This is a genomic window from Modestobacter lacusdianchii, from assembly GCF_054177765.1.
The window spans coordinates 196,683-217,041 of sequence record NZ_JBJJTJ010000002.1 but is presented as its reverse complement, the minus strand read 5'-3'; the positions used below and the strand labels follow the sequence as shown (position 1 = coordinate 217,041).

Annotated in this window: 19 protein-coding genes, 1 other RNA gene and 1 pseudogene; 7 read left to right on the top strand and 14 right to left on the bottom strand. The window is 74.0% G+C overall.

Going from position 1 to position 20,359, the window contains the following annotated elements:
* Window positions 1-38 precede the first annotated feature (38 nt).
* The 4 genes from ACJTNH_RS02520 to ACJTNH_RS02505 all read right to left on the bottom strand — a co-directional run bounded on the left by ACJTNH_RS02520 (window position 39) and on the right by ACJTNH_RS02505 (window position 5,406).
* On the bottom strand, window positions 39-1,739 hold the full coding sequence (locus ACJTNH_RS02520; protein WP_458172693.1) for an ABC transporter substrate-binding protein: 1,701 nt from the start codon (window positions 1,737-1,739) through the stop codon (window positions 39-41).
* Window positions 1,740-1,965: 226 nt separating this feature from the next.
* On the bottom strand, window positions 1,966-4,053 hold the full coding sequence (locus ACJTNH_RS02515) for a TPM domain-containing protein (RefSeq protein WP_458172692.1): 2,088 nt from the start codon (window positions 4,051-4,053) through the stop codon (window positions 1,966-1,968).
* Between the two features lie 17 nt (window positions 4,054-4,070).
* On the bottom strand, window positions 4,071-4,514 hold the full coding sequence (locus ACJTNH_RS02510; RefSeq protein ID WP_458172691.1) for a hypothetical protein: 444 nt from the start codon (window positions 4,512-4,514) through the stop codon (window positions 4,071-4,073).
* A gap of 133 nt (window positions 4,515-4,647) precedes the next feature.
* On the bottom strand, window positions 4,648-5,406 hold the full coding sequence (locus ACJTNH_RS02505) for a VOC family protein (protein ID WP_458172690.1): 759 nt from the start codon (window positions 5,404-5,406) through the stop codon (window positions 4,648-4,650).
* Window positions 5,407-5,580: 174 nt separating this feature from the next.
* Here ACJTNH_RS02505 and ACJTNH_RS02500 point away from each other — a divergent pair, with 174 nt between their 5' ends.
* Window positions 5,581-5,931 (top strand): Rieske (2Fe-2S) protein, encoded by a 351-nt coding sequence (locus ACJTNH_RS02500; RefSeq protein ID WP_458172689.1) that lies wholly within the window; start codon window positions 5,581-5,583, stop codon window positions 5,929-5,931.
* A gap of 72 nt (window positions 5,932-6,003) precedes the next feature.
* On the opposite strand, the gene ACJTNH_RS02495 is transcribed toward ACJTNH_RS02500, so the two are convergent.
* From ACJTNH_RS02495 to ACJTNH_RS02470, 6 genes are all read right to left on the bottom strand, one after another.
* Window positions 6,004-6,519, bottom strand: a complete 516-nt coding sequence (locus ACJTNH_RS02495) for a hypothetical protein (RefSeq protein ID WP_458172688.1) — start codon at window positions 6,517-6,519, stop codon at window positions 6,004-6,006.
* A 187-nt stretch (window positions 6,520-6,706) separates the two neighbouring features.
* Complete coding sequence (locus ACJTNH_RS02490; RefSeq protein WP_458172687.1) at window positions 6,707-7,528, bottom strand: MetQ/NlpA family ABC transporter substrate-binding protein; 822 nt, start codon at window positions 7,526-7,528, stop codon at window positions 6,707-6,709.
* Window positions 7,529-7,565: 37 nt separating this feature from the next.
* Complete coding sequence (locus ACJTNH_RS02485) at window positions 7,566-8,225, bottom strand: methionine ABC transporter permease (protein ID WP_458172686.1); 660 nt, start codon at window positions 8,223-8,225, stop codon at window positions 7,566-7,568.
* Window positions 8,222-9,343, bottom strand: coding sequence for a methionine ABC transporter ATP-binding protein (locus ACJTNH_RS02480; protein ID WP_458172685.1), 1,122 nt, complete (start codon window positions 9,341-9,343; stop codon window positions 8,222-8,224). The genes ACJTNH_RS02485 and ACJTNH_RS02480 overlap by 4 nt, the downstream gene beginning before the upstream one ends.
* Before the next feature lie 343 nt (window positions 9,344-9,686).
* Window positions 9,687-10,286: a recombination mediator RecR gene (gene recR / locus ACJTNH_RS02475; protein WP_222192708.1), complete on the bottom strand. Its 600-nt coding sequence runs from the start codon at window positions 10,284-10,286 to the stop codon at window positions 9,687-9,689.
* 42 nt (window positions 10,287-10,328) lie between these two features.
* The gene (locus tag ACJTNH_RS02470) at window positions 10,329-10,670 is read right to left on the bottom strand and encodes a YbaB/EbfC family nucleoid-associated protein (RefSeq protein WP_299955143.1); all 342 of its coding nucleotides are present in this window, start codon (window positions 10,668-10,670) and stop codon (window positions 10,329-10,331) included.
* A gap of 79 nt (window positions 10,671-10,749) precedes the next feature.
* On the opposite strand from ACJTNH_RS02470, the gene ACJTNH_RS02465 reads away from it, so the two are divergent.
* The 3 genes from ACJTNH_RS02465 to ACJTNH_RS02455 are packed head-to-tail and all read left to right on the top strand — an operon-like array spanning window position 10,750 to window position 13,703.
* Window positions 10,750-11,985: an MFS transporter gene (locus ACJTNH_RS02465; RefSeq protein WP_458172684.1), complete on the top strand. Its 1,236-nt coding sequence runs from the start codon at window positions 10,750-10,752 to the stop codon at window positions 11,983-11,985.
* A 54-nt stretch (window positions 11,986-12,039) separates the two neighbouring features.
* Entirely contained in the window at window positions 12,040-12,522 is a 483-nt protein-coding gene (locus ACJTNH_RS02460) for a cation:proton antiporter regulatory subunit (protein WP_458172683.1), read from the top strand.
* Window positions 12,522-13,703, top strand: coding sequence for a cation:proton antiporter (locus ACJTNH_RS02455; RefSeq protein ID WP_458172682.1), 1,182 nt, complete (start codon window positions 12,522-12,524; stop codon window positions 13,701-13,703). Before ACJTNH_RS02460 ends, ACJTNH_RS02455 begins: the two co-directional genes overlap by 1 nt.
* A 4-nt stretch (window positions 13,704-13,707) precedes the next feature.
* Here ACJTNH_RS02455 and ACJTNH_RS02450 read toward each other — a convergent pair whose 3' ends face one another.
* Entirely contained in the window at window positions 13,708-16,158 is a 2,451-nt protein-coding gene (locus tag ACJTNH_RS02450; RefSeq protein WP_458172681.1) for a DNA polymerase III subunit gamma and tau, read from the bottom strand.
* 98 nt (window positions 16,159-16,256) lie between these two features.
* On the opposite strand from ACJTNH_RS02450, the gene ACJTNH_RS02445 reads away from it, so the two are divergent.
* On the top strand, window positions 16,257-16,556 hold the full coding sequence (locus tag ACJTNH_RS02445) for a type II toxin-antitoxin system TacA family antitoxin (protein ID WP_458172680.1): 300 nt from the start codon (window positions 16,257-16,259) through the stop codon (window positions 16,554-16,556).
* Complete coding sequence (locus ACJTNH_RS02440; protein ID WP_458172679.1) at window positions 16,553-17,074, top strand: GNAT family N-acetyltransferase; 522 nt, start codon at window positions 16,553-16,555, stop codon at window positions 17,072-17,074. The genes ACJTNH_RS02445 and ACJTNH_RS02440 overlap by 4 nt, the downstream gene beginning before the upstream one ends.
* Here the strand turns inward: ACJTNH_RS02440 and ACJTNH_RS02435 are convergent.
* The 3 genes from ACJTNH_RS02435 to ffs form a co-directional block, all read right to left on the bottom strand.
* The gene (locus ACJTNH_RS02435) at window positions 17,071-18,402 is read right to left on the bottom strand and encodes a hypothetical protein (RefSeq protein ID WP_458172678.1); all 1,332 of its coding nucleotides are present in this window, start codon (window positions 18,400-18,402) and stop codon (window positions 17,071-17,073) included. The genes ACJTNH_RS02440 and ACJTNH_RS02435 overlap by 4 nt on opposite strands.
* A gap of 202 nt (window positions 18,403-18,604) precedes the next feature.
* Window positions 18,605-19,273 carry a YceI family protein gene (locus tag ACJTNH_RS02430; RefSeq protein ID WP_458172677.1) on the bottom strand — a complete coding sequence of 223 codons (669 nt, stop codon included), beginning with the start codon at window positions 19,271-19,273 and terminating at the stop codon, window positions 18,605-18,607.
* A gap of 72 nt (window positions 19,274-19,345) precedes the next feature.
* Window positions 19,346-19,441: signal recognition particle sRNA small type (ffs, locus tag ACJTNH_RS02425), an RNA gene on the bottom strand.
* A 60-nt stretch (window positions 19,442-19,501) separates the two neighbouring features.
* On the opposite strand from ffs, the pseudogene ACJTNH_RS02420 reads away from it, so the two are divergent.
* A pseudogene (locus ACJTNH_RS02420) lies at window positions 19,502-20,329 on the top strand (DMT family transporter); the annotation flags it as partial.
* Window positions 20,330-20,359: the final 30 nt, after the last annotated feature.

The following is a 20,359-nucleotide window of genomic DNA, read 5'->3' as shown; positions in this document are numbered from 1 at the left end:
CCGGGGCGGTCCTGGAGGACCGCCCCGGTGGTCGTGGGTCAGTTGCCGATCGTGACGGTGGAGAAGTCCTCCGCCGACAGCGGGCTGGGGATCAGGCCCTCGACGTCGTCGGCCACCACGAGCGCGTTGGGCGCGTGGGAGACCGGGACGGCCGGGAGGAAGTCCATGATCGCCTGGTTCGCCTGCTCGTACAGCGGGCCGCGGGCGTCCACGTCCGGCTCGCCGTCACCGGCGGCCAGGGCCGAGAAGACCTCCGGCGCGCTCCAGCCACCGAACTCGGCCTTCATCCGGCCACCGCCGGCGTCGGCGAAGAAGGTGCCGATGAAGTTGTAGGCGTCGTTGTAGTCACCGGTCCAGCCCAGCAGGTGGACGTCGGCCTGTCCGGCCTGGACCGCGTCCAGGTAGTCCGGGTTCCACGGCAGCGAGACGGGCTCGATGGTGAAGCCGGCGTCGGTCAGGTTCCGGCTGATCACCTCGTACATGGCGGCCGGGTCCGGCAGGTACGGGCGGCTGACGTCGGTCGGGTAGTAGAACCGCAGCGTCGTGCCGGTCGCGCCGGCCTCGGCGAGCAGCGCCTGGGCCCGCTCCGGGTCGTAGTCGTAGGTGGTGACGTCCTCGGTCCAGCCGTCGACGGCCGGCGGCACGAACTCGATCGCCGGCTCGGCACCCTCGGGCAGCAGGGAGTTGACGATGGTGTCGCGGTCGATGGCGTGGGCGATGGCCTGCCGGACGCGGATGTCCTGCAGCGCCGGGTTCGCGCTGGTGCCCTCGATGGCGCCACCGTTCATGGCCAGGTAGAGGACGTTGAACGGGTCGCGGGGCAGCACCTGGAAGCCGCCGTCCTCCAGCGTCTGGTAGTCGGCGGGGGCGACCAGGTCGTAGCCGTCGATCGAGCCGGCCTGCAGCTCCTGGCGGCGGGTGTTGCCGTCGGCGATCGACCGGAAGACGATCTCGTCGACGCCCGGGGCGTCACCCCAGTAGTCCTCGTTCGCCACGATGGTGACCTCGCCGTTGCCCTGGTCCCAGCTGTCGAACCGGAACGGGCCGGTGCCGGTGGGGTGCTCGAGGGCGTACTCGGTGTAGGTCAGCGCGTCGCCGTTGCCGCCGAGCTCGTCGGCGGCGTACTCCTCAAGCGCCGTGGGGCTCTGGATCGCGAAGCTCGGCAGCGCCAGCACGGCCGGGAAGCGGCTGGTGGTCTGGGTGAGCGTGAGCTCGGCGGTCAGCTCGTCGGTCGCCTCGCAGCCGGCGTACAGGCTCGGGACGTCGGGGGTGTCGGCGAAGCCGCCGAAGTTGTTCTGCCAGTACTCCGAGGCGGCCGGGCTGGCGGCGAGGCCGGTGAAGTTGTACCAGCGCTCGAAGTTGAAGCAGACGGCCTCGGCGTTGAACTCGGTGCCGTCGTGGAAGGTCACCCCGTCGCGCAGCGCGAACGTGTAGGTGAGCCCGTCCTCGGAGACCTCGTAGTCCTCCGCCAGCGCCGGGGCGAGGTCGGCCGTGCCCGGCTCGTTGGTCAGCAGGCCCTCGTAGATCTGCCGGGTGACCCGGAAGGTCTCCCCGTCGGTGGCGAAGGCGGGGTCGAACATGGTCGGGTCGCCGGCCGCGCCGAAGACGAACGTGCCACCGCTGTCGGCGCTCCCCTCCTCACCGGAGTCGTCACGGTCACTGGAGGCGCAGGCCGCCATCGAGAGGGCGGCGAGCGTGGCCGCCGAGACGGCCAGCGCACGGGTGGGGCGGCGGTGCATCGCGGAAGACCTGCCTTCTCGGCCACGAGTGGCCGGATGATCTGGAGCGGGACCGCCCGCGGGCCGGAAGGCCGGGGGCACGGAGAGGGACACTAAGTGCGGTTTGTGACGGCGATGTGACCGGTCCGTCCATCGTCACCGGATCGAGACCTGTCACTGCCGCCGGCGCGGCGGGGCCCACCGGCGCCGGCCCTCGACCGGAGCCCGGGTGGTGTCCGGTCACCGGTCAGAAGTCGCCGCCGCCACCGAAGTCGCCACCGCCGAACCCGCCGCCGCCACCGAAGTCACCGCCGCCACCGAAGCCCCCACCACCGCCGAAGTCGCCGCCCCCGCCGCCGTAGCCGCCCCCGTAACCGCCACCGAGCCCGCCCAGCAGCACGCTGCCCAGCAGCCCGCCGGCCACCCCACCGGCGAAACCGCCCCCGAAGCCGCCCCCGCCGTAGCCGCGCCGGTAGCCGGGGCCGCCGTAGCCGCCTGACTGGTAGGTCTGCACGTCCTGCTGGGCCGCCGCCAGCGCCTGCTGGGCCAGCCCGTCGGCCCGCTGGGCCGAGCGCAGCGCGGCGACCGGGTCGGAGTCGCCGAGCCGTGCGGCGTCGTCCAGCAGCCGCTCGGCCTCGGCGAGCCGGGTGCGGGCGGAGCTGCCGACCGCGCCCCGGCGGGTGGCGATGAAGTCACCGGCCACCGCCACCGACGCGTCCGCCGCGCGGTAGGCCTGCTGCAGGTGCGCCGCCGCCCGCTCCTGCTGCTGGCGCGCGTCGCGTGCCGGCTCCAGCGCGGCCTCCAGCGCGAGGTCGGCCTCGTCGAGCTGGCGGACGACGGCCAGCGGGTCGGGCAGCGCGCCGTCGCGGGGCTGCAGCCGGGCGGCCGACCCGGCGAGGGCGGTCTCCGCGCGGGCGAGCTGCTCGCGCAGGCCGGGGGTGTCGACGCCGCGGGCCAGCAGCGCCCGGGCCTCGGCGATGTCCTTCTCCGTCTCGGCGCGCACCTCGTCGAACCGCCCCTGGGCCGCGGCGAGGTCACCGGCGACCCTGCCCACCGCCTCCAGCAGCGTGCGGCTCTGCGCCAGTGCGTCCTCGGCCGCGCGGATCGCCGGCACCGCCCCCGCCGGCCGGCCCTCGGCCAGCTCGGTGCGGCCGTGCGTGACGGCCTGCTCGGCCAGCTCGATCCGGGCGCGCGCCTCGGTCACGTTGTCGGCGACCGGAGCCCAGGCGGCGCGCGCGTACCGCTGCTCGAGGTCCTGCAGCGACCGCTCCGCGGCCGGCACCTGGCCGCGGGCCGCCTCGACCGCCGGGTCGAGGGCGGCCAGCGCCTCGGGCGCGGACTCCTGCAGGTGCCGCAACCGGCCGTAGGCCTCGGCCTGGTCGGCCAGCCGGGCGTCGGCCGCGCCGGTCAGCTGGAGCAGCTCGGTGAGCATCTGGCGCTGGGTCGGCTCGTCCTCGGGGTGCTCGTCGTCCAGCTCCTGGCGGATGGTGAACGCCCGGGACAGCTCGGCCTTGGACTGGTCCAGCGCCTCCTGGAAGCCGGCGACCGGCTGCTCGCCGTACTGCGAGCGGGCGTAGGCCAGGTCGAGCTCGGAGGTCTTGACCGCCTCGTCGAGGGCGAGCAGCTGCTCGCTGGCCCGGTACATCAGCTGCTGGGTGGACGTGCCGTGGTGCGGGTCGCGCGCGGCGGCCTCGGCCTCGGCGCGCTCCCGGGCGGCCTGCGCCTGGGCGGCGGCCCGCTTCTTCCTGCTCCGGCTGCGCATCAGGGCGTACCCGCCGCCGCCGAGGACGCCGATCCCGAGCAGCACCGCCAGCGCTCCCCCACCGCCGCCGTCGCCGCCGGTGGCCGCTCCGGTGGCGTTCCCCGCGCCGTCGTCCTGCAGCGCCTGGGCCATCGCCGTGGCCGCACCCGCCCAGTCCCCCTGCCGGAGCTCCGGCCGGACGTCGGCGTCGACGAGCTGCTCCAGCTCGGCCTGGTCGGCGACGCCGGTCGCCGGCCCCGACTGGTAGCCGACCAGCTGGTCGCCGGTGGCCACGGCCAGCAGCACGGCGTCGTCGGGCAACCCCGCGTCGAAGGCCTGGTCGACCCAGACGCCGGGGTCGGTGCCGTCGAAGGAGTCGACGTAGACGACGTAGAGCTGGGTGCCCTCCTGGGCCTCGAGCTCCTGCAGGGCCGACTCGACCTCGCCCTCCGCACCGCTGTCGAGCACGTCGGACTGGTCGGTCAGCTGCTCGGACGGGAGGAACGGGTCGACGGCGTACGCCGGCCCGGCGCCGAGCAGCACGACCCCCAGGCCGAGGGTGCCGACGGCGGCGGGACGCAGGAGGTGACGCATGCCCCCATCGTCGCCGATCAGGCCGTGGCCGCGCCGAGCGGAGCGTCCGCCAGGGCCAGCCGTCGCTTGGCGACGGCGATCGGCAGCTGGCCGACCACCGCCGGCAGCAGCCAGAACACCGGGTTGCCGGTCTCGGCGATGAGCACGCCGGTCACCAGCGCGATGTAGGAGCCACCGAGCAGGTGCGGCTGCCAGGTGCGCCAGCCCGACCACCCACGGCGCCGGGCCAGTGCCCCGGTCACGGCGAGCACCTCGGTGGCGGCGGCCACCGGCAGCAGCCACCCCAGGCCCGGGCCGGTGACGGCCAGCACGCCGGCGGACGCCGCCACGGCAACGACCCCGCACTGGTAGCCGACCGCCAGCAGCCGCCTGCGGCGACCAGCGGCCAGCAGCCAGGCCGGCCCGAGCAGCAGGCCGGCGGTGCCAGCCACGACGTGCAGGTGCAGAACGACGTCGCGCATGCCGACCACGCCCTCCAGCGGGTCGGGGAGGCGACCCGGCCCTGCCCGCCGCCGGCTGGTCGGTCGGTGGGCAGGACCAGCCTGTCCGCGGCCACCGGCCCGGGACAGGTGCCAGATGTCAGGTCTTCCGGCCTCAGCCCCCGGAGACCTCCATCACCGAGAACGCCGCACCCCACGGGTCGGTGACCACGGCGAACCGGCCGAAGGGGGTGTCCTCGGCCGGCATCAGCACCTTGCCGCCACCGGACTCGACCGCCTGCACCGCGGCACCGGTGGAGGCGACCGCGAAGCAGGTGCTCCATCCGCGCGGCAGGCCCTCGACCACGCCGCTCAGCCCACCGAGCGGGCGGTCACCGGTGGCGAAGGTCCAGTAGGCGTCCTCCCCCGGGATCGCCTCCCAGGCGAACCCGAACACGGCCGTGTAGAACTCCCGGGCCGCGGCCGGGTCGTCGACGGCGGCCTCGTTCCAGACCAGCGACCCGGGCTCGTTGAACACCTGGACCCCGGTGGTGGCTCCGGCCTGCCAGAGCCCGAAGGGGTTGCCCTGCGGGTCGGCGGCGATCGCCATCCGGCCGGCCGGGCCGACGTCCATCGGCGGGGCGAGGACGCGACCACCGGCCGCCGTCACCCGCGCGGCCGTCGCGTCGGCGTCGTCGGTGGCGAGGTACGTCGTCCACCGCGGCGGGTCGGCCGGGTCCTGCTGCGGGCCGAGGCCGGCGGCCTCGTGCCCGTTCAACAGGCACATCAGGTAGCCCCCGGCGTCGGGACCGGGGTCGAGGTACTCCCAGTCGAGGAACGCCGCGTAGAAGGCGCGGGCGGCGTCGACGTCGGGGGTGCCGAGGTCGACCCAGCACGGGGTGCCGGGGGGCCAGGCGGTGTCGCGAGTGGGCATGTCTCCTCCTCGGGAAGGACTGCACTCGGTCGGACGGCCGAGGCGACGACCGTCCCGCCGGGGTCCGACGGTTCCGGGGGCTGCTGGCCCCGGTGCACCGATCTGCCGGTCGAGGTCTCCCGTGTCGCTGCCCTGGGTAGGTGCCCGGGCACCCACCGAGACCAGGAGGCCCCCGTGTCCGACCGCGTCCGCGCCAGCGACCTGCCCCCGGGCACCGTCCGCCCCGCCGGCCAGTGGGCGGTGGTCAACACCGGCGACCGGCTCTCCGCCGTCTCCCGGCGCTGTCGCCACCAGCTCGCCGACCTGGCCGAGGGCAGCGTCGACGCCGACGGCTGCCTGGTCTGCCCCTGGCACCAGGCCCGTTACGACGTCTCGACCGGGGAGATGGTGTCCGGGCCGCGCGGCTTCCTCGGCTGGCACGGGCCCACTCCGGGCTACACCACGCTGGTGCGCTGGTTCGGCCAGGTCGCCCGACTGCGGGTCCGCCGCGCCATCCGGCGGGGAGACGACGTCGTCGTCCGGTGACCGCGACCCGGCAGGGACGACGGCCCCGCCGTCACGCAGGTGACGACGGGGCCGGCTCTGTCACATCAGCGGTCAGAGGGGGACGGTCTCCGCGAGGGTCCTGACGTCCGAACCGTGGACGATCGCCGACCCGATCTTGTTCCCCAGCTCGCAGGCCCTGGTCTCCTGGTACTGGGACACCACCGTGGTCGTGGGGATGCTCTGCAGCACGACCCGGCCCTGCTCGCCGGGCTGGATCGTGATCGTCAGCGTGCTGCTGGTGCTCGTGGTGACGTCGTACGTCCACGTCGCACCCACCGTCGCCGATGCCTGGGCGATCGCGAAGTCGGCCGACACGGTGCCGGACACCGAGACGCTGCCGCCGACCGACGACTGGCTGGCCGCGGTCAGCGACTGGTTCGCCGGGCTGGTCGTCGCGTTGGCCACCCACTGACTGCTGCCCAGCTCCTGCGGCGTCCCGGTGTTCGACGACGTCGTGGTCCGGACTGCGCTCCCGTCGCACGGGCTGGCCTGCGCGACGGCAGGGACGGTCAGCGCACCGGCGGCCAGGAGGGCGACGGTCGAGGTACGGGCGAGCATCGTGCGCATGGGTGCCTCCATGTCAGTAGGTGGCCGACAGCGGACCCTCGGTCACCGGGTGATCGCCGCCGGACCTCACACTGGGATGTACAGCACAATTGTAACCAAACACACACGCTGAGCTTGGTCAAGAGTTGGGCTTGACTCTGCGGCCAGACACGGGAGGCGCTCCAGCCACGAGCGGCCGCAGCGCAGCTCAGAAGGCGGGGATGACGGCGCCCTCGTAGGTCTCCTCGATGAAGGTCCGCACCTCGTCGGAGTGCAGCAGCTCCTCCAGCTGACCGATGCGCTCGTCGTCCTCGGTGCCGGCGCGCACCACGACCAGGTTGGCGTTCGGGTTGCCCTCGGCCTCCTCCAGCGCAAGGGCGTCCTCGGCCGGCGACAGGTCGGCGTCGATCGCGTAGTTGCCGTTGATCACCGAGGCGTCGACGTCGGCCAGCGACCGGGGCAGCTGAGCGGCCTCGATCTCCTGGATCTGCAGGTTCTTCGGGTTGTCGTCGATGTCGAGGGAGGTCGGCGCCGCGTCCCCGGTGTCGGCCAGCGTGATCAGGTCGTTGGCGGCCAGCAGCCGCAGCGCCCGCCCGGCGTTGGTCGGGTCGTTCGGGATCGCCACCGTGGCACCGTCCGGCAGGTCGGCGAGGCTGGTGAGCGAGTCGGAGTAGATGCCCAGCGGCTCGATGTGCACCGGCTCCAGGGCGGTGAAGTCGTAGCCGGCGTTGGCCTCCTGCTCCTCCAGGTAGGGCACCGTCTGGAAGTAGTTGGCGTCGATCGAGCCGTCGTCCAGGGCCACGTTGGGCTGCACGTAGTCGGTGAACTCGACGATCTCCAGGTCCAGGCCGGCGTCCTCGGCGAGCTCCTCGTCGACGAACCGGAGGATCTCCGCGTGCGGCACCGGGGAGGCGCCCACCCGCAACGGCTCGTCCTCGGCCGACAGCTCGGCGCTGCCCCCGCCGCAGGCGCTCAGCACCAGGGCGGTCGCGACGGCGGCAGCAGCGGCCAGGGGGTTCTTCGCGCGCATGATCAGGTCTCTCCTCGGAACGGGGTGGAACGGACGGTCAGTGGGTGGCGAGCCGGCGGGCCCAGCGGTCGCCGGCCCACTGCAGGAGCTGCACCACCACGAGCAGCAGGACGACGGTGGCGAGGGTGATGTCGGTGCGGAACTGCTGGTAGCCGTAGCGGATGGCGAAGTCGCCCAGCCCACCGCCGCCGATCGCCCCGGCCATCGCCGAGTAGCTGATCAGCGCCACGACGGTGACGGTGACGCCGGCGGCCAGCGAGGGCAGCGCCTCGGGCAGCAGCACCGTGCGGACGACGTCGCGGCGGCGGGCGCCCATGGCCAGCGTGGCCTCGACCTTGCCGTGCGCCACCTCCCGCAGGCTGGTCTCGACCAGCCGGGCCAGGAACGGGACGGCGCCGATGGTCAGCGGCACGATCGTCGCCGTCGACCCGATCGTGGTGCCGACGATGCCGCGGGTCACCGGGGCGACGAGCACCAGCAGGATGATGAACGGCAGCGAGCGGCCCAGGTTGACCACCAGGCCGAGCAGCCGGTTCAGCACCGGGTGCGGCGCAAGCGCCCCGGGCGCGGTGACGGTGAGCAGCACGCCCAGCGGCACGCCGAGCAGCACGGTCAGCGCCGTGGCGACGCCGACCATGTAGAGCGTCTCGCCGGTGGCGTCGAGCAGCTGCGGGGCGACCCGCGACCAGTCGTTCACCGCTGCACGTCCGGGGCGTCGGCGAAGCGCTGCACGTCCGGCTCCTCCTGGGTCGGGGGTTCGTCCTCGGCGGCGGGCTCCGGCCGCGGGTCGCCGGCGGCGGCGCGCTCGACCAGGGCACCGTCGGCGCGCAGCCGGGCCAGCGCCGGGTCCAGCCGGCCATCGTCGCCCTCCACCCGCAGCAGCAGCCGGCCGAAGCGGCGGCCGGCGACGGTCTCCACCGACCCGGCGGCGACCTCCACCGACAGCCCGAGCTCGGCGGCGAGGGTGTGCAGGACGACACCCTGCGGGCTGGCGTCGGTGACCGTGACCTGCACGAGCGCGCCGCTCCCGCTCTCCGGCGCGGCCGGTGCCGGCACCAGCTGGGCGGCCAGCGCGGAGTCGGGGCGGGCGAGCACCTCGGTCAGCGGGCCGCCGTCCACCACCCGGCCGGCGCTCATCAGCACCGCGCTGTCGCAGACCGCCCGCACCACCGACATCTCGTGGGTGATCAGCAGCACGGTGAGGCCCAGCTCGGCGCGCACCTGGCGCAGCAGGTCCAGGACGCCGGTGGTGCTGGCCGGGTCGAGGGCCGAGGTGGCCTCGTCGCAGAGCAGCACCGACGGCCGGGCGGCCAGGGCCCGGGCGATCGCGACCCGCTGCTTCTGCCCGCCGGAGAGCTGACCGGGCCGCGCGGCGTGCCGGTCGGCCAGGCCCACCAGGTCGAGCAGGTCGGCGACCCGGCGGCGGCGCTCGGTGCGGCCGACCCCGGCCAGCTCCAGCGGGTGCTCGACGTTGCCGGCCGCGGTGCGCGAGTCGAGCAGGTTGAAGTGCTGGAAGATCATGCCGATGCTGCGCCGCGCCTCGCGGACGCCGGTGTCGTCGAGGTCGGTGAGCACCCGGCCGTCGACGGTGACCGTGCCGGACGTGGGCCGCTCCAGCAGGTTCACCAGCCGGGCCAGCGTGCTCTTGCCGGAGCCGCTCGGGCCGACCACGCCGGCGAACTCCTCACGGGCCACGGAGATGCTGACCCCGTCGAGGGCGATCACCTCGCCGGCGCCGCGGCGGGCGGGGAAGACCTTGCGGACGTCGGACAGCTCGATCATGGGCGTGGCTCGATCATGGGCTGGCTCGATCATGGGAGTGGTCCTCGGGCAGGTGCGGGCGGTCGGGCGCTGCTCCCCGGACGGCGGTGCCACGTGTGGCGACCCGGCGCGGGAGCTCCTCGGTGGGAGGGGCGGGACGGCTCTACGTCAGAGCGTGCGGCGTCAGAGCGTGCTGGCGACGCGCATCAGGTCGATGGCGCGACGACGCGTCAGCGAACCCGGCTCGACCACCCGTCCAGAGTGCCGTGTCCCCGGGTCGACTGCCACTTCCGGACCGCTGCTGTGATGGAACGCTCAACAAGGAAGGCCCCCGAGCCCTTCGATCCCAGGCTCTCGATCGCCCCCTGGGCAGAAATGGCCATCTCTGCCCAGTGCGTCAGGCGTCGATGCGGCGGCGGCCCTCGAAGGCCCGGCCGAGGGTGACCTCGTCGGCGTACTCGAGGTCACCACCGACCGGCAGGCCGCTGGCCAGGCGGGAGACCGCCAGACCCAGCGGGCCGACCAGCCGGGCCAGGTAGGCGGCGGTCGCCTCGCCCTCCAGGTTCGGGTCGGTGGCGATGATCAGCTCGGTGACCTGGCCGTCCATCAGCCGGGTCATCAGCTCCTTGACCCGCAGGTCGTCGGGGCCGATGCCCTCGATCGGGCTGATCGCGCCGCCCAGCACGTGGTAGCGGCCCTTGAACTCGCGGGTGCGCTCGATCGCCACGACGTCCTTGGGCTCCTCGACGACGCAGATGACGTCGAGCGAGCGCCGCGGGTCACGGCAGATCCGGCACTGCTCGCCCTCGGCGACGTTGTAGCAGGTCACGCAGAAGCGGACCTCCGCCTGCACCCGCTGCAGGGCGGCCACCAGCCGCCCCACGTCGGCCGACTCGGCGGCCAGCAGGTGGAAGGCGATGCGCTGTGCGCTCTTGGGACCGACGCCGGGCAGCCGCCCGAGCTCGTCGATGAGGTCCTGGACAGCGCCCTCGTACACGGTTCTCCTTCGAGTGGGGCGGCGGTGCGCCGCCCCGGTGGGTCAGAAGCCGGGCAGGCCCATGCCGCCGCCACCGAGGCCACCGGCGAGCGGGCCCATGGTGGAGGAGGCGAGCTCGTTGACGGCCCGCTGGGCGTCACGGACGGCGGCCAGGACGAGGTCCTGCAACGTCTCGACGTCGTCGGGGTCGACGGCGGCCGGCGCGATGGTGACGGCGGTGACGTCGCCGCTGCCGGTCATGGTCACGGTGACCAGCTCGCCGCCGGCTGAGCCGGTGACCTCGGCGTTGGCCAGCTCCTCCTGCGCAGCGGCCAGTTGCTGCTGCATCTTCTGGGCCTGCTTCATGAGCTGCTGCATGTCGGGCTGGCGTCCGGGTCCGGGCATGCTCCCGAGAGTAGGTGCTGGCACCGACAGCCCGCCGCACCAGCACAGCCCGGCCCGGCGCGCGGGGCAGGATGACGCCATGCCGCTGCCCGGCCCCGCGGTGGGGGCACCCGCCCCGGGGCTCCGCTCCCCCGGGCCGCAGCTGGCGCTGATCGCGCTGACCCAGGTGCTCGCGCTGGCCGTCTGGTTCTCCGCCTCCGCCGTCCTCCCGGTGCTGCGCCGGGACTGGGCCCTGGGCACCGCCGGCGCGGTCGGGCTCACCGTCGCCGTCCAGCTGGGCTTCGTCGTGGGTGCGCTGGCCTCGGCGACGACCGGGCTGGCCGACCGGGTGCGGCCGGAGCGGCTGTTCGCCACCGGCGCCGGCGCCGCGGCCGGGTGCACCCTCGCGGTCGCCGTCCTCGCCGACGGGCCGGGGGTCGCCGTGCTGCTGCGCTTCGCCACCGGCGCGGGGCTGGCGCTGGTCTACCCGATCGGCATGAAGCTGATGGCCTCCTGGTTCGGCGCCCGCGGTCGCGGTCTGGCACTGGGTGTGCTGGTCGGCGCGCTGACGCTGGGCTCGCTGCTGCCGCAGCTGCTGGTCGGGGTGCTCGGCGACTCCTGGCGCACGGTGCTGGCCGCGGCCGCCGGCTGCGGCGCCGTCGCCGGGCTGCTCGCCCTCGCCGCGCTGCGCACCGGGCCGCACCTGTCCGTCGGCGCGCGACCGCGGGCCGCCCAGGCCCTGGACGGCTTCCGGGCGGCCCGCCCGCGGCTGGTCAACCTGGCCTACCTCGGCCACATGTGGGAGCTGTACGCGCTGTGGGCCTGGGCGTCGGCCTGGCTCACCGCCTCGAGGGCGGTGCACGACCCCTCGCTGGACGCCGCCGGGATCGCCCTGCTGGCACTGGTGGCGTTCGGGGTGTGCGGGGCCGCCGGGTGCCTGCTGGGCGGCTGGGCCGCCGGTCGGGTGGGCCGGGCACCGGTCGCCGCCGTCGCGGTGACCACCAGCGGCGTCTGCTGCCTGCTGTCGCCGTGGGCCTGGTCGTGGCCGACCGGGCTGCTCGCCGCCTTCGTCTGCGTGTGGGGAGCCGCCGTCATCGCCGACTCGGCGATGTTCTCCACCCTGCTCAGCGAGGTCTCCGACCGGCGCTGGGTCGGCACCGCGCTCACCGTGCAGACCGCCACCGGCTTCCTGCTCACCACCGTGACGATCAGCGCGCTGCCCTACCTCGCCCAGGCCGTGACCTGGCGGTGGGCCCTGGTGCTGCTCGCCGCCGGCCCGGTGCTCTCGGTCGCCGCGCTGGCCCGGTTCCGGCGGCTGGGTGCGGCGCCCGGCTGACCTGGCACCGGCATCATGGGCCCGGCCCGCCCGGGACACGACTGGAGGACACCGATGGACGTCGAGGAGACCCGGCTGCCCGGCATCGGCCTGCGGCACGACCTGGTGACCGCGCAGGGCCGCCGGGTCGGGGTGATCTCCCAGCGCAACGGGGCCCGGCACGTCGTCCTCTACGACGAGCGCGACCCGGACGCCACCGCGGCCACCATCGAGCTGACCCCGGAGGAGAGCGAGGTCGTCGCCGAGCTGCTGGGCGCGCCGCGGATCACCGAGCGGCTGTCCCGGCTGCGCGAGCAGGTGGAGGGCCTGGCCACCGAGGGCCTGCCGATCGAGCCCGGCTCGCCCTACGTGGGGGCCACCCTCGGGGAGGCCGCCATCCGCACCCGCACCGGCGCCTCCGTCGTCGCGGTGGTGCGCGGCGAGGAGATGATCGCCTCCCCCACCCCCGACTTCCGGTTCCGGGTCGAGGACCGGCTGGTGGTGGTCGGCACCTCGGACGGTGTCGCGGCGGTCGGTCGCCTGCTGAACGCCCACTGATGGACGTCGGGCACACCGCCGTCCTGCTGCTGGAGCTCGGCGCCGTCGTCTTCGGGCTCGGGGTGCTCGGCTCGCTGGCCGGGCGGGTCGGCCTGTCCCCCATCCCGCTGTACCTGCTCGCGGGGCTGGCGTTCGGCAACGGCGGGCTGTTGCCGCTGAACGCACCCGAGGGCTTCTTCTCCACCGGCGCCGAGGTGGGCGTCGTCCTGCTGCTGCTGGTGCTCGGGCTGGAGTACACCGCCGGCGACCTGGTCGACAACCTGCGCCGGCAGGCCCCGGTCGGGGTGGTCGACCTGCTGCTCAACGGCCTGCCCGGCGCGGCCCTGGCGCTGGTCCTGGGCTGGGGTCCCACGGCGGCGCTGGCGCTGTTCGGCGTCACCGCGATCAGCTCGTCGGGGATCATCTCCAAGCTGCTCACCGACCTGGGCCGGCTCGGCAACCGGGAGACCCCCGCCGTGCTCGGCGTCCTGGTCATCGAGGACCTCGCGATGGCCGCCTACCTGCCGGTGCTCACCGGCGTCGTCGCGGCCACCAGCACCGGCGACGCGGTGCTGTCGGTGGCGGTGGCCCTGGCCACCCTCGCGATCGTGCTGGTGGTCGCCGTCCGGCACGGCCACACCGTGACCCGGTACGTGGGGTCGCGGTCCGACGAGATCCTCCTGCTGCGGGTGCTGGGGCTGGCGCTGCTGGTGGCCGGGGCGGCCGAGGCGGTGCACGTCTCGGCCGCGGTCGGGGCGTTCCTGCTCGGGATCGCCCTCTCCGGCGAGGTCGCCGAGCGGATCGGTGGCCTGCTCTCCCCGCTGCGCGACCTGTTCGCCGCGGTGTTCTTCGTCTTCTTCGGCCTCTCCACCGACCCCACCGAGCTCTCCGGGGCGCTGCTGCCCGCCGCCGCGCTGGCGGCCGTGGGGGTCGGCACCAAGCTGTTCACCGGCTGGGTCGCCGGACGCCGGGCCGGGGTCGGTCCGCCCGGCCGGCTGCGCGCCGGCGCGGCGCTGATCGCCCGCGGCGAGTTCTCGATCATCATCGCCGGCCTGGTGCTGGGCAGCGTGCCGGCGGCGTTCGGCCCGACGGTCGCGGCCTACGTGCTGATCCTGGGGGTCGTCGGGCCGCTCGCCCCCCGGCTGGCCGACCCGTGGGTCCGGCGACTCGCCGCCCGCCCGGCCCGGCGGGCGCCGGCCTGACCGGTCAGCTGTCGATCGGGCGGGCGCCGAGCTGGGTGCGCAGCAGCTGCAGGGCGGCTGCCTCCGGGTCGAGCGCGGGCGGCGCCTCGGCGCCGTCGGCGGGCACGTCGGCGGCGCGCTCGGCCATCAGCTCCTCGGCCTCGGCGCTCTCCGCGGCCTGAGCCGCGGCCCGCGCGGCCTCCGGGGTCACCGCCGGACCGGCCGGCGCCTGCCCGGGCGCATCGACGCTGACCTGCACCTTCCAGCGGACGCCGAGCAGCTCCTGCAGCGCCTGCCGCAGCACGTCCTTGTTCAGGTCGTCGCCGAGCCGGCGGGCCAGCGCCGGTGAGGTGGTGGTGAGCGTCAGGGTGCCGGCGGCCAGCTCGTGCACCTGGGCGTTGTGCAGCAGTGCCTCGGTGGTGCGCTTGTGCCGCTTCACCACGCCGAGCAGCTCGGGCCAGATCCGCCGGACGTCGGCGGTGGTCAGCTCGCTGTCGCCGCCGGCGGGCTCGGCGGGGGTGGCCGAGACCAGCGGCGTGGGCTCCCCGCCCCGCGGGGTGGGAGCGGACTCGGCGGCGGCCCGCGGCGCCGGGGCGGGCTCCCCGGCCGCCCGCGGCGCGGGGGCCGGGGCCGCGGTGCGGGCCGGCGCGGCCGGCCGGGCGGGCTGGGGCCAGTCCTCGTCGTCGGTCGGCTCCGGGGGCAGCGGCACGTCCGGCTCGGTCGAGGCGACCTGCGGCCGGGGGCGCCCGCCGTCGGTCGGCTCGGCCCGGGACGGAGCCGACCCAGCCGCAGCACCCGTCGCCGGGGTGTCCCCCGCCCGACCGTCCGCGGACGGCGTCGCCTCGGACGGCGTCGCCTCGGGGGTCGTCGCTGCAGGAGACGTCGCTGCAGGAGGCGTCGCTGCAGGAGGCATCGCTGCGGTGGCCATCGCGCCGGGACGGGCGGTCACCGGCCAGCCGTCGTCCCCCTCGGGCGCGGGGGCCGGCCGGGCCGGGGCCGTACCGGGCCGGGCGGTGGCGGGCCAGCCGTCGTCCCCGCCGGAGGACCCGCGGTCGCCGCCGGAGGAGCTGGGGGCGGCGGGCGAGGCCGGTGCAGCCGGGGCCGACTGCGCGGCGCGCGCCTGGGAGGGGCGCACGTAGGCCGGGCGGTCACCGCCGGCCGGAGCAGCGGGCCGTGCTGCCGGGGCAGCCGGCGCCGGGGCGGTCGGAGCAGCGGGGGCGGGCTCGGGAGCCCGGACGGGCGCCGGCCGGGCCGGCTCGCGCACCGGCGCGGGCACCGCGGCGGCGGCCTCGGGGCGGCCGGCGTGCTCACCGGCGATGGACATCCGCCGCTCGAGCCGCTCCAGGCGCTGCAGGGTGCCCGCGGCCGACCCGTCGACGCCGGGCAGCAGCATCCGGGCGCAGACCAGCTCCAGCAGCAGCCGGGGCGCCGTCGTCCCGCGCATCTCGGTCAGACCCTCGTGCACCGTGTCGGCCAGCCGGGAGAGCGTGGCCGCGCCCAGCGCCTGCGCCTGCCGGGTCATCAGGTCGAGCCGGTCGGGCGGGCAGTCCAGCAGCCCGTTGCCCCCGGCCTCGGGGACGGCGTCGAGCACGATCAGGTCGCGCAGCCGGTCGAGCAGGTCGGTGGCGAACCGGCGCGGGTCGTGCCCGGCCTCGACCACCCGGTCGACGGCCTGGAAGACCCCGGGTGCGTCGGAGGCGGCGAGTGCGTCGACCGCCTCGTCGAGCAGCGCCTCGTCGGTGACGCCGAGCAGGCCGACCGCCGAGCGGTAGGTGACGCCCTCGGGGCCGGCGCCGGCCAGCAGCTGGTCGAGGATGGACAGCGAGTCGCGCACCGACCCACCGCCGGCCCGCACCACGAGCGGGAAGACGGTGGGCTCGACGGTGACGCCCTCGGCGGCGCAGGTCTTCTCCAGCAGGCCGCGCAGGGTGCTCGGCGGCACCAGCCGGAACGGGTAGTGGTGGGTGCGCGAGCGGATGGTCGGGAGGACCTTCTCCGGCTCGGTGGTGGCGAAGACGAAGACCAGGAACTCCGGCGGCTCCTCGACCACCTTCAGCAGGGCGTTGAAGCCCTGCGTGGTGACCATGTGCGCCTCGTCGACGATGTAGACCTTGTAGCGGCTGTGCACCGGCGCGAAGAACGCCTTCTCGCGCAGGTCGCGGGCGTCGTCGACACCACCGTGGCTGGCCGCGTCGATCTCCATGACGTCGATGGAGCCCGGGCCGTCCGGCGCCAGCGCGATGCACGAGCTGCAGACCCCGCACGGCGTCGAGGTCGGCCCCTGCTCGCAGTTGAGCGACCGGGCGAGGATCCGCGCCGAGGACGTCTTCCCGCAGCCCCGCGGCCCGCTGAACAGGTAGGCGTGGTTGATCCGGCCGCCGTCCACCGCGTTCATCAGGGGCCCGGTGACGTGCTCCTGCCCGACCACCTCGGCGAAGGTCGCCGGACGGTACTTGCGGTAGAGCGCCAGAGCCACGCCGCGAGGTTACGTGGCCGCCCCGACCCTTTGGGGTGAGACGTTGACAAGCGTTAGGGGGTGTACGTACGGTGTACTCACCAGACGAGGAGAAGGACATGTCCACGGAACGAGTCGAGGCCCGACCCACCAGAGATCAGCGCGTCAACCTGCGCATCAGCGGTCGTCAGGAACAGCTGATCCGACAGGCTGCGGCGACCTCTGACCGAACGATGACCGACTTTATCCTCGACAGCGTCGTCGAACATGCCGAGCGAGTCCTTGCGGATCGCCGGTGGTTCATGGCCACCGACCAGCAGTGGGCCGAACTGCAGCGACTCCTGGAAGCGCCTCTACCCTCGGTCGACAAGTTCCGCGCCCTGGCTCAGCGGCCATCTCCTTTCGCAGAGGAAGAGTGAGTCAGAAGCCCTGCTCCCCGGTCAAGCTGGAAAAGGCATTCGACCGGTCCTCCTTCAACTCAGGAGCCGTCGAGTTGGATGAGTGGCTGACGAAATACTCCTGGCAGAACCAGCGCGCAAACAACGCCACCACCTACGTCAGTCACGTCAACGGACTTGTCGTGGGCTACTACGCGATCACGGTGGCATCATATGAGCGCACCGGCGCCCCTGAGGTTGTCGCCAAGGGGGCGCCGAGCCAGGTTCCGTGTATCCTACTGGCTCGTCTCGCCGTGGACGAGAATTGGAAGCACAAAGGCATCGGCGCAGCCTTACTCCACGACGCCCTACTGCGCGCTGTCTTCATCAGTGGATCGATTGGCGCCCGCGCTGTCCTCGTGCACGCACGCGACGAAGAGGCGCGCGCCTTCTATCTGGCGCTCGGCAACTTCGTCGAGTCACCGGTGGACCGACTGCATCTCCTGGTACCCATCAAGGTGCTACAAGGGTTGCCCGAGTACGCCGTGACCCCGATCTAGCCCCGCGACAGGACGCCAGTCATCTCCGACTTCCATGTCGCGAGCGCATACTCCGCGATCTCAGGCGGCCCGTCCACTAGGGACTGCGGCCGCCAAAGCCATGCCAGGTGGCTGTCTGAACTCACCGGAAGTTGTTCCAATGCCGTCCGTGCTCCGCGCTCATCGCCTCGACGCAGCTTCGCCATAGCAATGTTGGCATGGACCACCGCCACCGGGAGCTCGTCATTCCCGAGCAGTCGTACGAGCCTTGATTCAGCCTTCGACGGATCAGACACGATGAGGAGGAACGCATAGGCGAGACCAACCTGGGGCACGTGGGGAACAGCCTCCATCGCCTTGTGGGCGAGCGCGATCGCGGTGTCCAGCGCAGCGACCTTGACCAGCGAGACGAAGTTTTCGATCAACTCCGCCCGTGACATGTCCGCGAAGATCGGCCCGTTGACCGATGGCAGGTAAACCCGTCGGGCAATGGCCTCGCCCACCATCTCCTCCGACACCCGCCGCTCCGCCAACCACCGCTGATCCACTCCGGCGCGCCGCGACACCTCGACGGGTCGATGTACGTAGGCGAATTCCCAGTTCAGTGAAGCTGGGCGCCAGTCATCCAGCCGCGTCAGAGAGAACCTGTCGAACACCCAGCGAGTCGCGTCTGAGCCTCCCGACAAGACCCGATCCTCGTTCGCGATATCGACACGCTGCGCGTTGAATCGCCAATCGATCAAGTGAGCCATCGCTGCCTCATCCAGCCACCGATTGAATGTCGTGGCGAATGGCCCGGTCAGTGCCCACATCTCAAGCTCACCTGCTCCGGTGTGGTCGCGACCTGGGTCACCCAACTCCCCCACCCAGCCCTGGAGCTGATGAGGCAACTCATCGAAACGGACCCGGCCGCCCCTGACCGCGCGGTGCGCTGCCACCACATGAAGGGTCATCCGACGGCGAAGTCGCCCTGCCAGACACAGGCGCACAACCGCATCGGCCGGCAGGCCTCGTTCCCCGAGACGTGCGAGCGCAGACGTGATGACCACTGACCGCCGAAAGGCGCCCTCACCCCAGGGGTGCTCCTCCAAACCCTCTTGCACCACGCGCACGAGCGCACTTGTGGGCCAGGACGCCGTTGGCTCGCCTTGGACCGAGCGGGCTTGCGTGCCAACGTCGAACGCCCGCGCAGCACTGTCCATGGCGACCTGCTGACGCAGTAGATCAGCGGCCTCCACGCACGGAACTTCCGGGTTGCAGTAGACGTGTCCCGCGCCCGAGCAGATCTCAGCGAACCGCTCCACCGACGACAAGACTGTTCTCAGGCTGAGCGCCTTGGTCTGAGTCATGAGCGAACCGCTCCGCCACCGTCAGCGCTACCCGATCCCCGCATGCCCTCCTTCGTAGCACGGCAACACCTACGCGGCCTGCACCCCCGCACCTGAGCGAGCTGGCGGCCCGGCGTACAGGTAGCCGGCCCCGAGAAGCCCGGCGGCACCGCTCGACTCCTCCCTGGTCCGCCTGACGGCCACAAGGGTCCGGCGACTGACCTCAGAGGCTCAGGTGCAGGAGGAACTCCACGGCGCCCTGGTCCTCGACGCTGACGAAGCCCAGGTCCGGCGGCTCGATGCCGAAGTCGGCGAAGGCGACCGGCACCGAGCCGGAGACGTCGATCCCCTCGGCGGTGCGCACCACGGACACCTCCGCCTGCACCTGCTGGGTCACCCCGGCCAGGGTCAGCTCGCCGGTCACCGGCACGGTCACCGGCGTGCCGGTGAGCTCGGGCAGGTCGGCGACCTCGGTGACGGAGAACGTCGCGGTCGGGTTCGCCGCGACGTCCATCACGTTGTCCCGGAAGTAGCCGTCGCGCCGGTCGCTGTCGGTGGTGATCGAGGCGACGTCGACGACGACGTCGGCGTCGGCGAGGTCCCCGCCCGTCACGACGACGGTGCCGGTGACCTGGTCGGTGGTGCCGGCGACGGTGACGTCGGCGCCGTTGAGCACCTCGTCGACCCGGTAGCCGGCGGTGGAGGCACCGGTGACGGTCCAGGTGCCGTCGGTGTCCGGGGCGAGCTCGACGTCCTCGGGCTGCGCCTGCACGGTGGGCGCGGGTGCCGCGTCCTCCTGCAGCGCCGCGTAGGCGAGGGGCCCGCCGATGGCCGCCGCGGCGACCACCACCACGGCCCCGCCGGTGATCCACCAGGTACGACGACTGGGCACGGCCACTCCCGCGTTTGAAGGTTCATGCAGTCAACCGCACGAACCTGGGAGCAGCATGTGGATCAGGTGGACGAAGAGGACCCCCCGCACACCCGCCAGAGCCCGCTTATCCTTGCTGCCTTCCGGCCCTGGGGAGGTTCACAGGGTGACGCCGTACGAGGGGTCGACGTCCACTGTAGAGGACGACGCGGGCCGGGCCGTCGGGCCGCCCCCGTACGCTCCCGCCGCATGACCGGGCAGACCCCTCAGGCACTCACGCCCGCCCGGGGCTTCGCGCTGGTCGTGCTGGCCGCGCTCTGCTGGGGCACCTCCGGCATCACCGGCGACCTGGTCGCCGACCGCACCGACCTCGACCCGCTGGACGTCGCCTGGCACCGGATGGCGGTGGGCGCCGTCCTGCTGGTCGCGGTGCACCTGCTCTCCCGCCGCCGCACGGGCGCGCGCACGGTCTGGACCCGCCCGCTGCGCGGCCGGCTGGCCGCGGTGGGCATCTGCCTGGCCGTCTACCAGAGCGCCTACTTCGCCGCCGTCGCCACGGCCGGGGTGAGCATCGCCACGCTGGTGGCCCTGGGCCTCGCCCCGCTGCTGGTCGCGGTCGGCGCGGCCGCGCTCGGGCACGGCCGCCCCGACCGGGCGACCGGCACTGCCCTGGTGGCCGCCCTGGTCGGGCTGGTCCTGCTGGTCGGGGTCTCCGCCGGTGGGGACGGCGGCGACGCCGTGCTGCTCGGGGCGCTGGCCGCGGTCGGCTGCGCGGTGGCCTACGCCGGCGTGGTGCTGCTCTCCTCCGGCGCACCCGCGGGCGTGCCGACGACGACCGTGGGCTTCGCGGTGGGGGCGGTGCTGCTCACCCCGGTCGCCCTGGTCGCCGGGCTGGACCTGACCGGCGACCCGGTCGCCCTCGCCCTGCTGGTCTACCTGGGCGCCGTGCCGACCGCGCTGGCCTACGGGCTGTTCTTCACCGGGGTGCGGGCCGTGCCGGCCGCGATCGCCTCGATCGTCACGCTGCTCGAGCCGCTCACGGCGACCGCCTTGGCGACGGTGCTGCTCGGCGAACGGCTGGCCCCGACCGCGCTGGCCGGGGGCCTG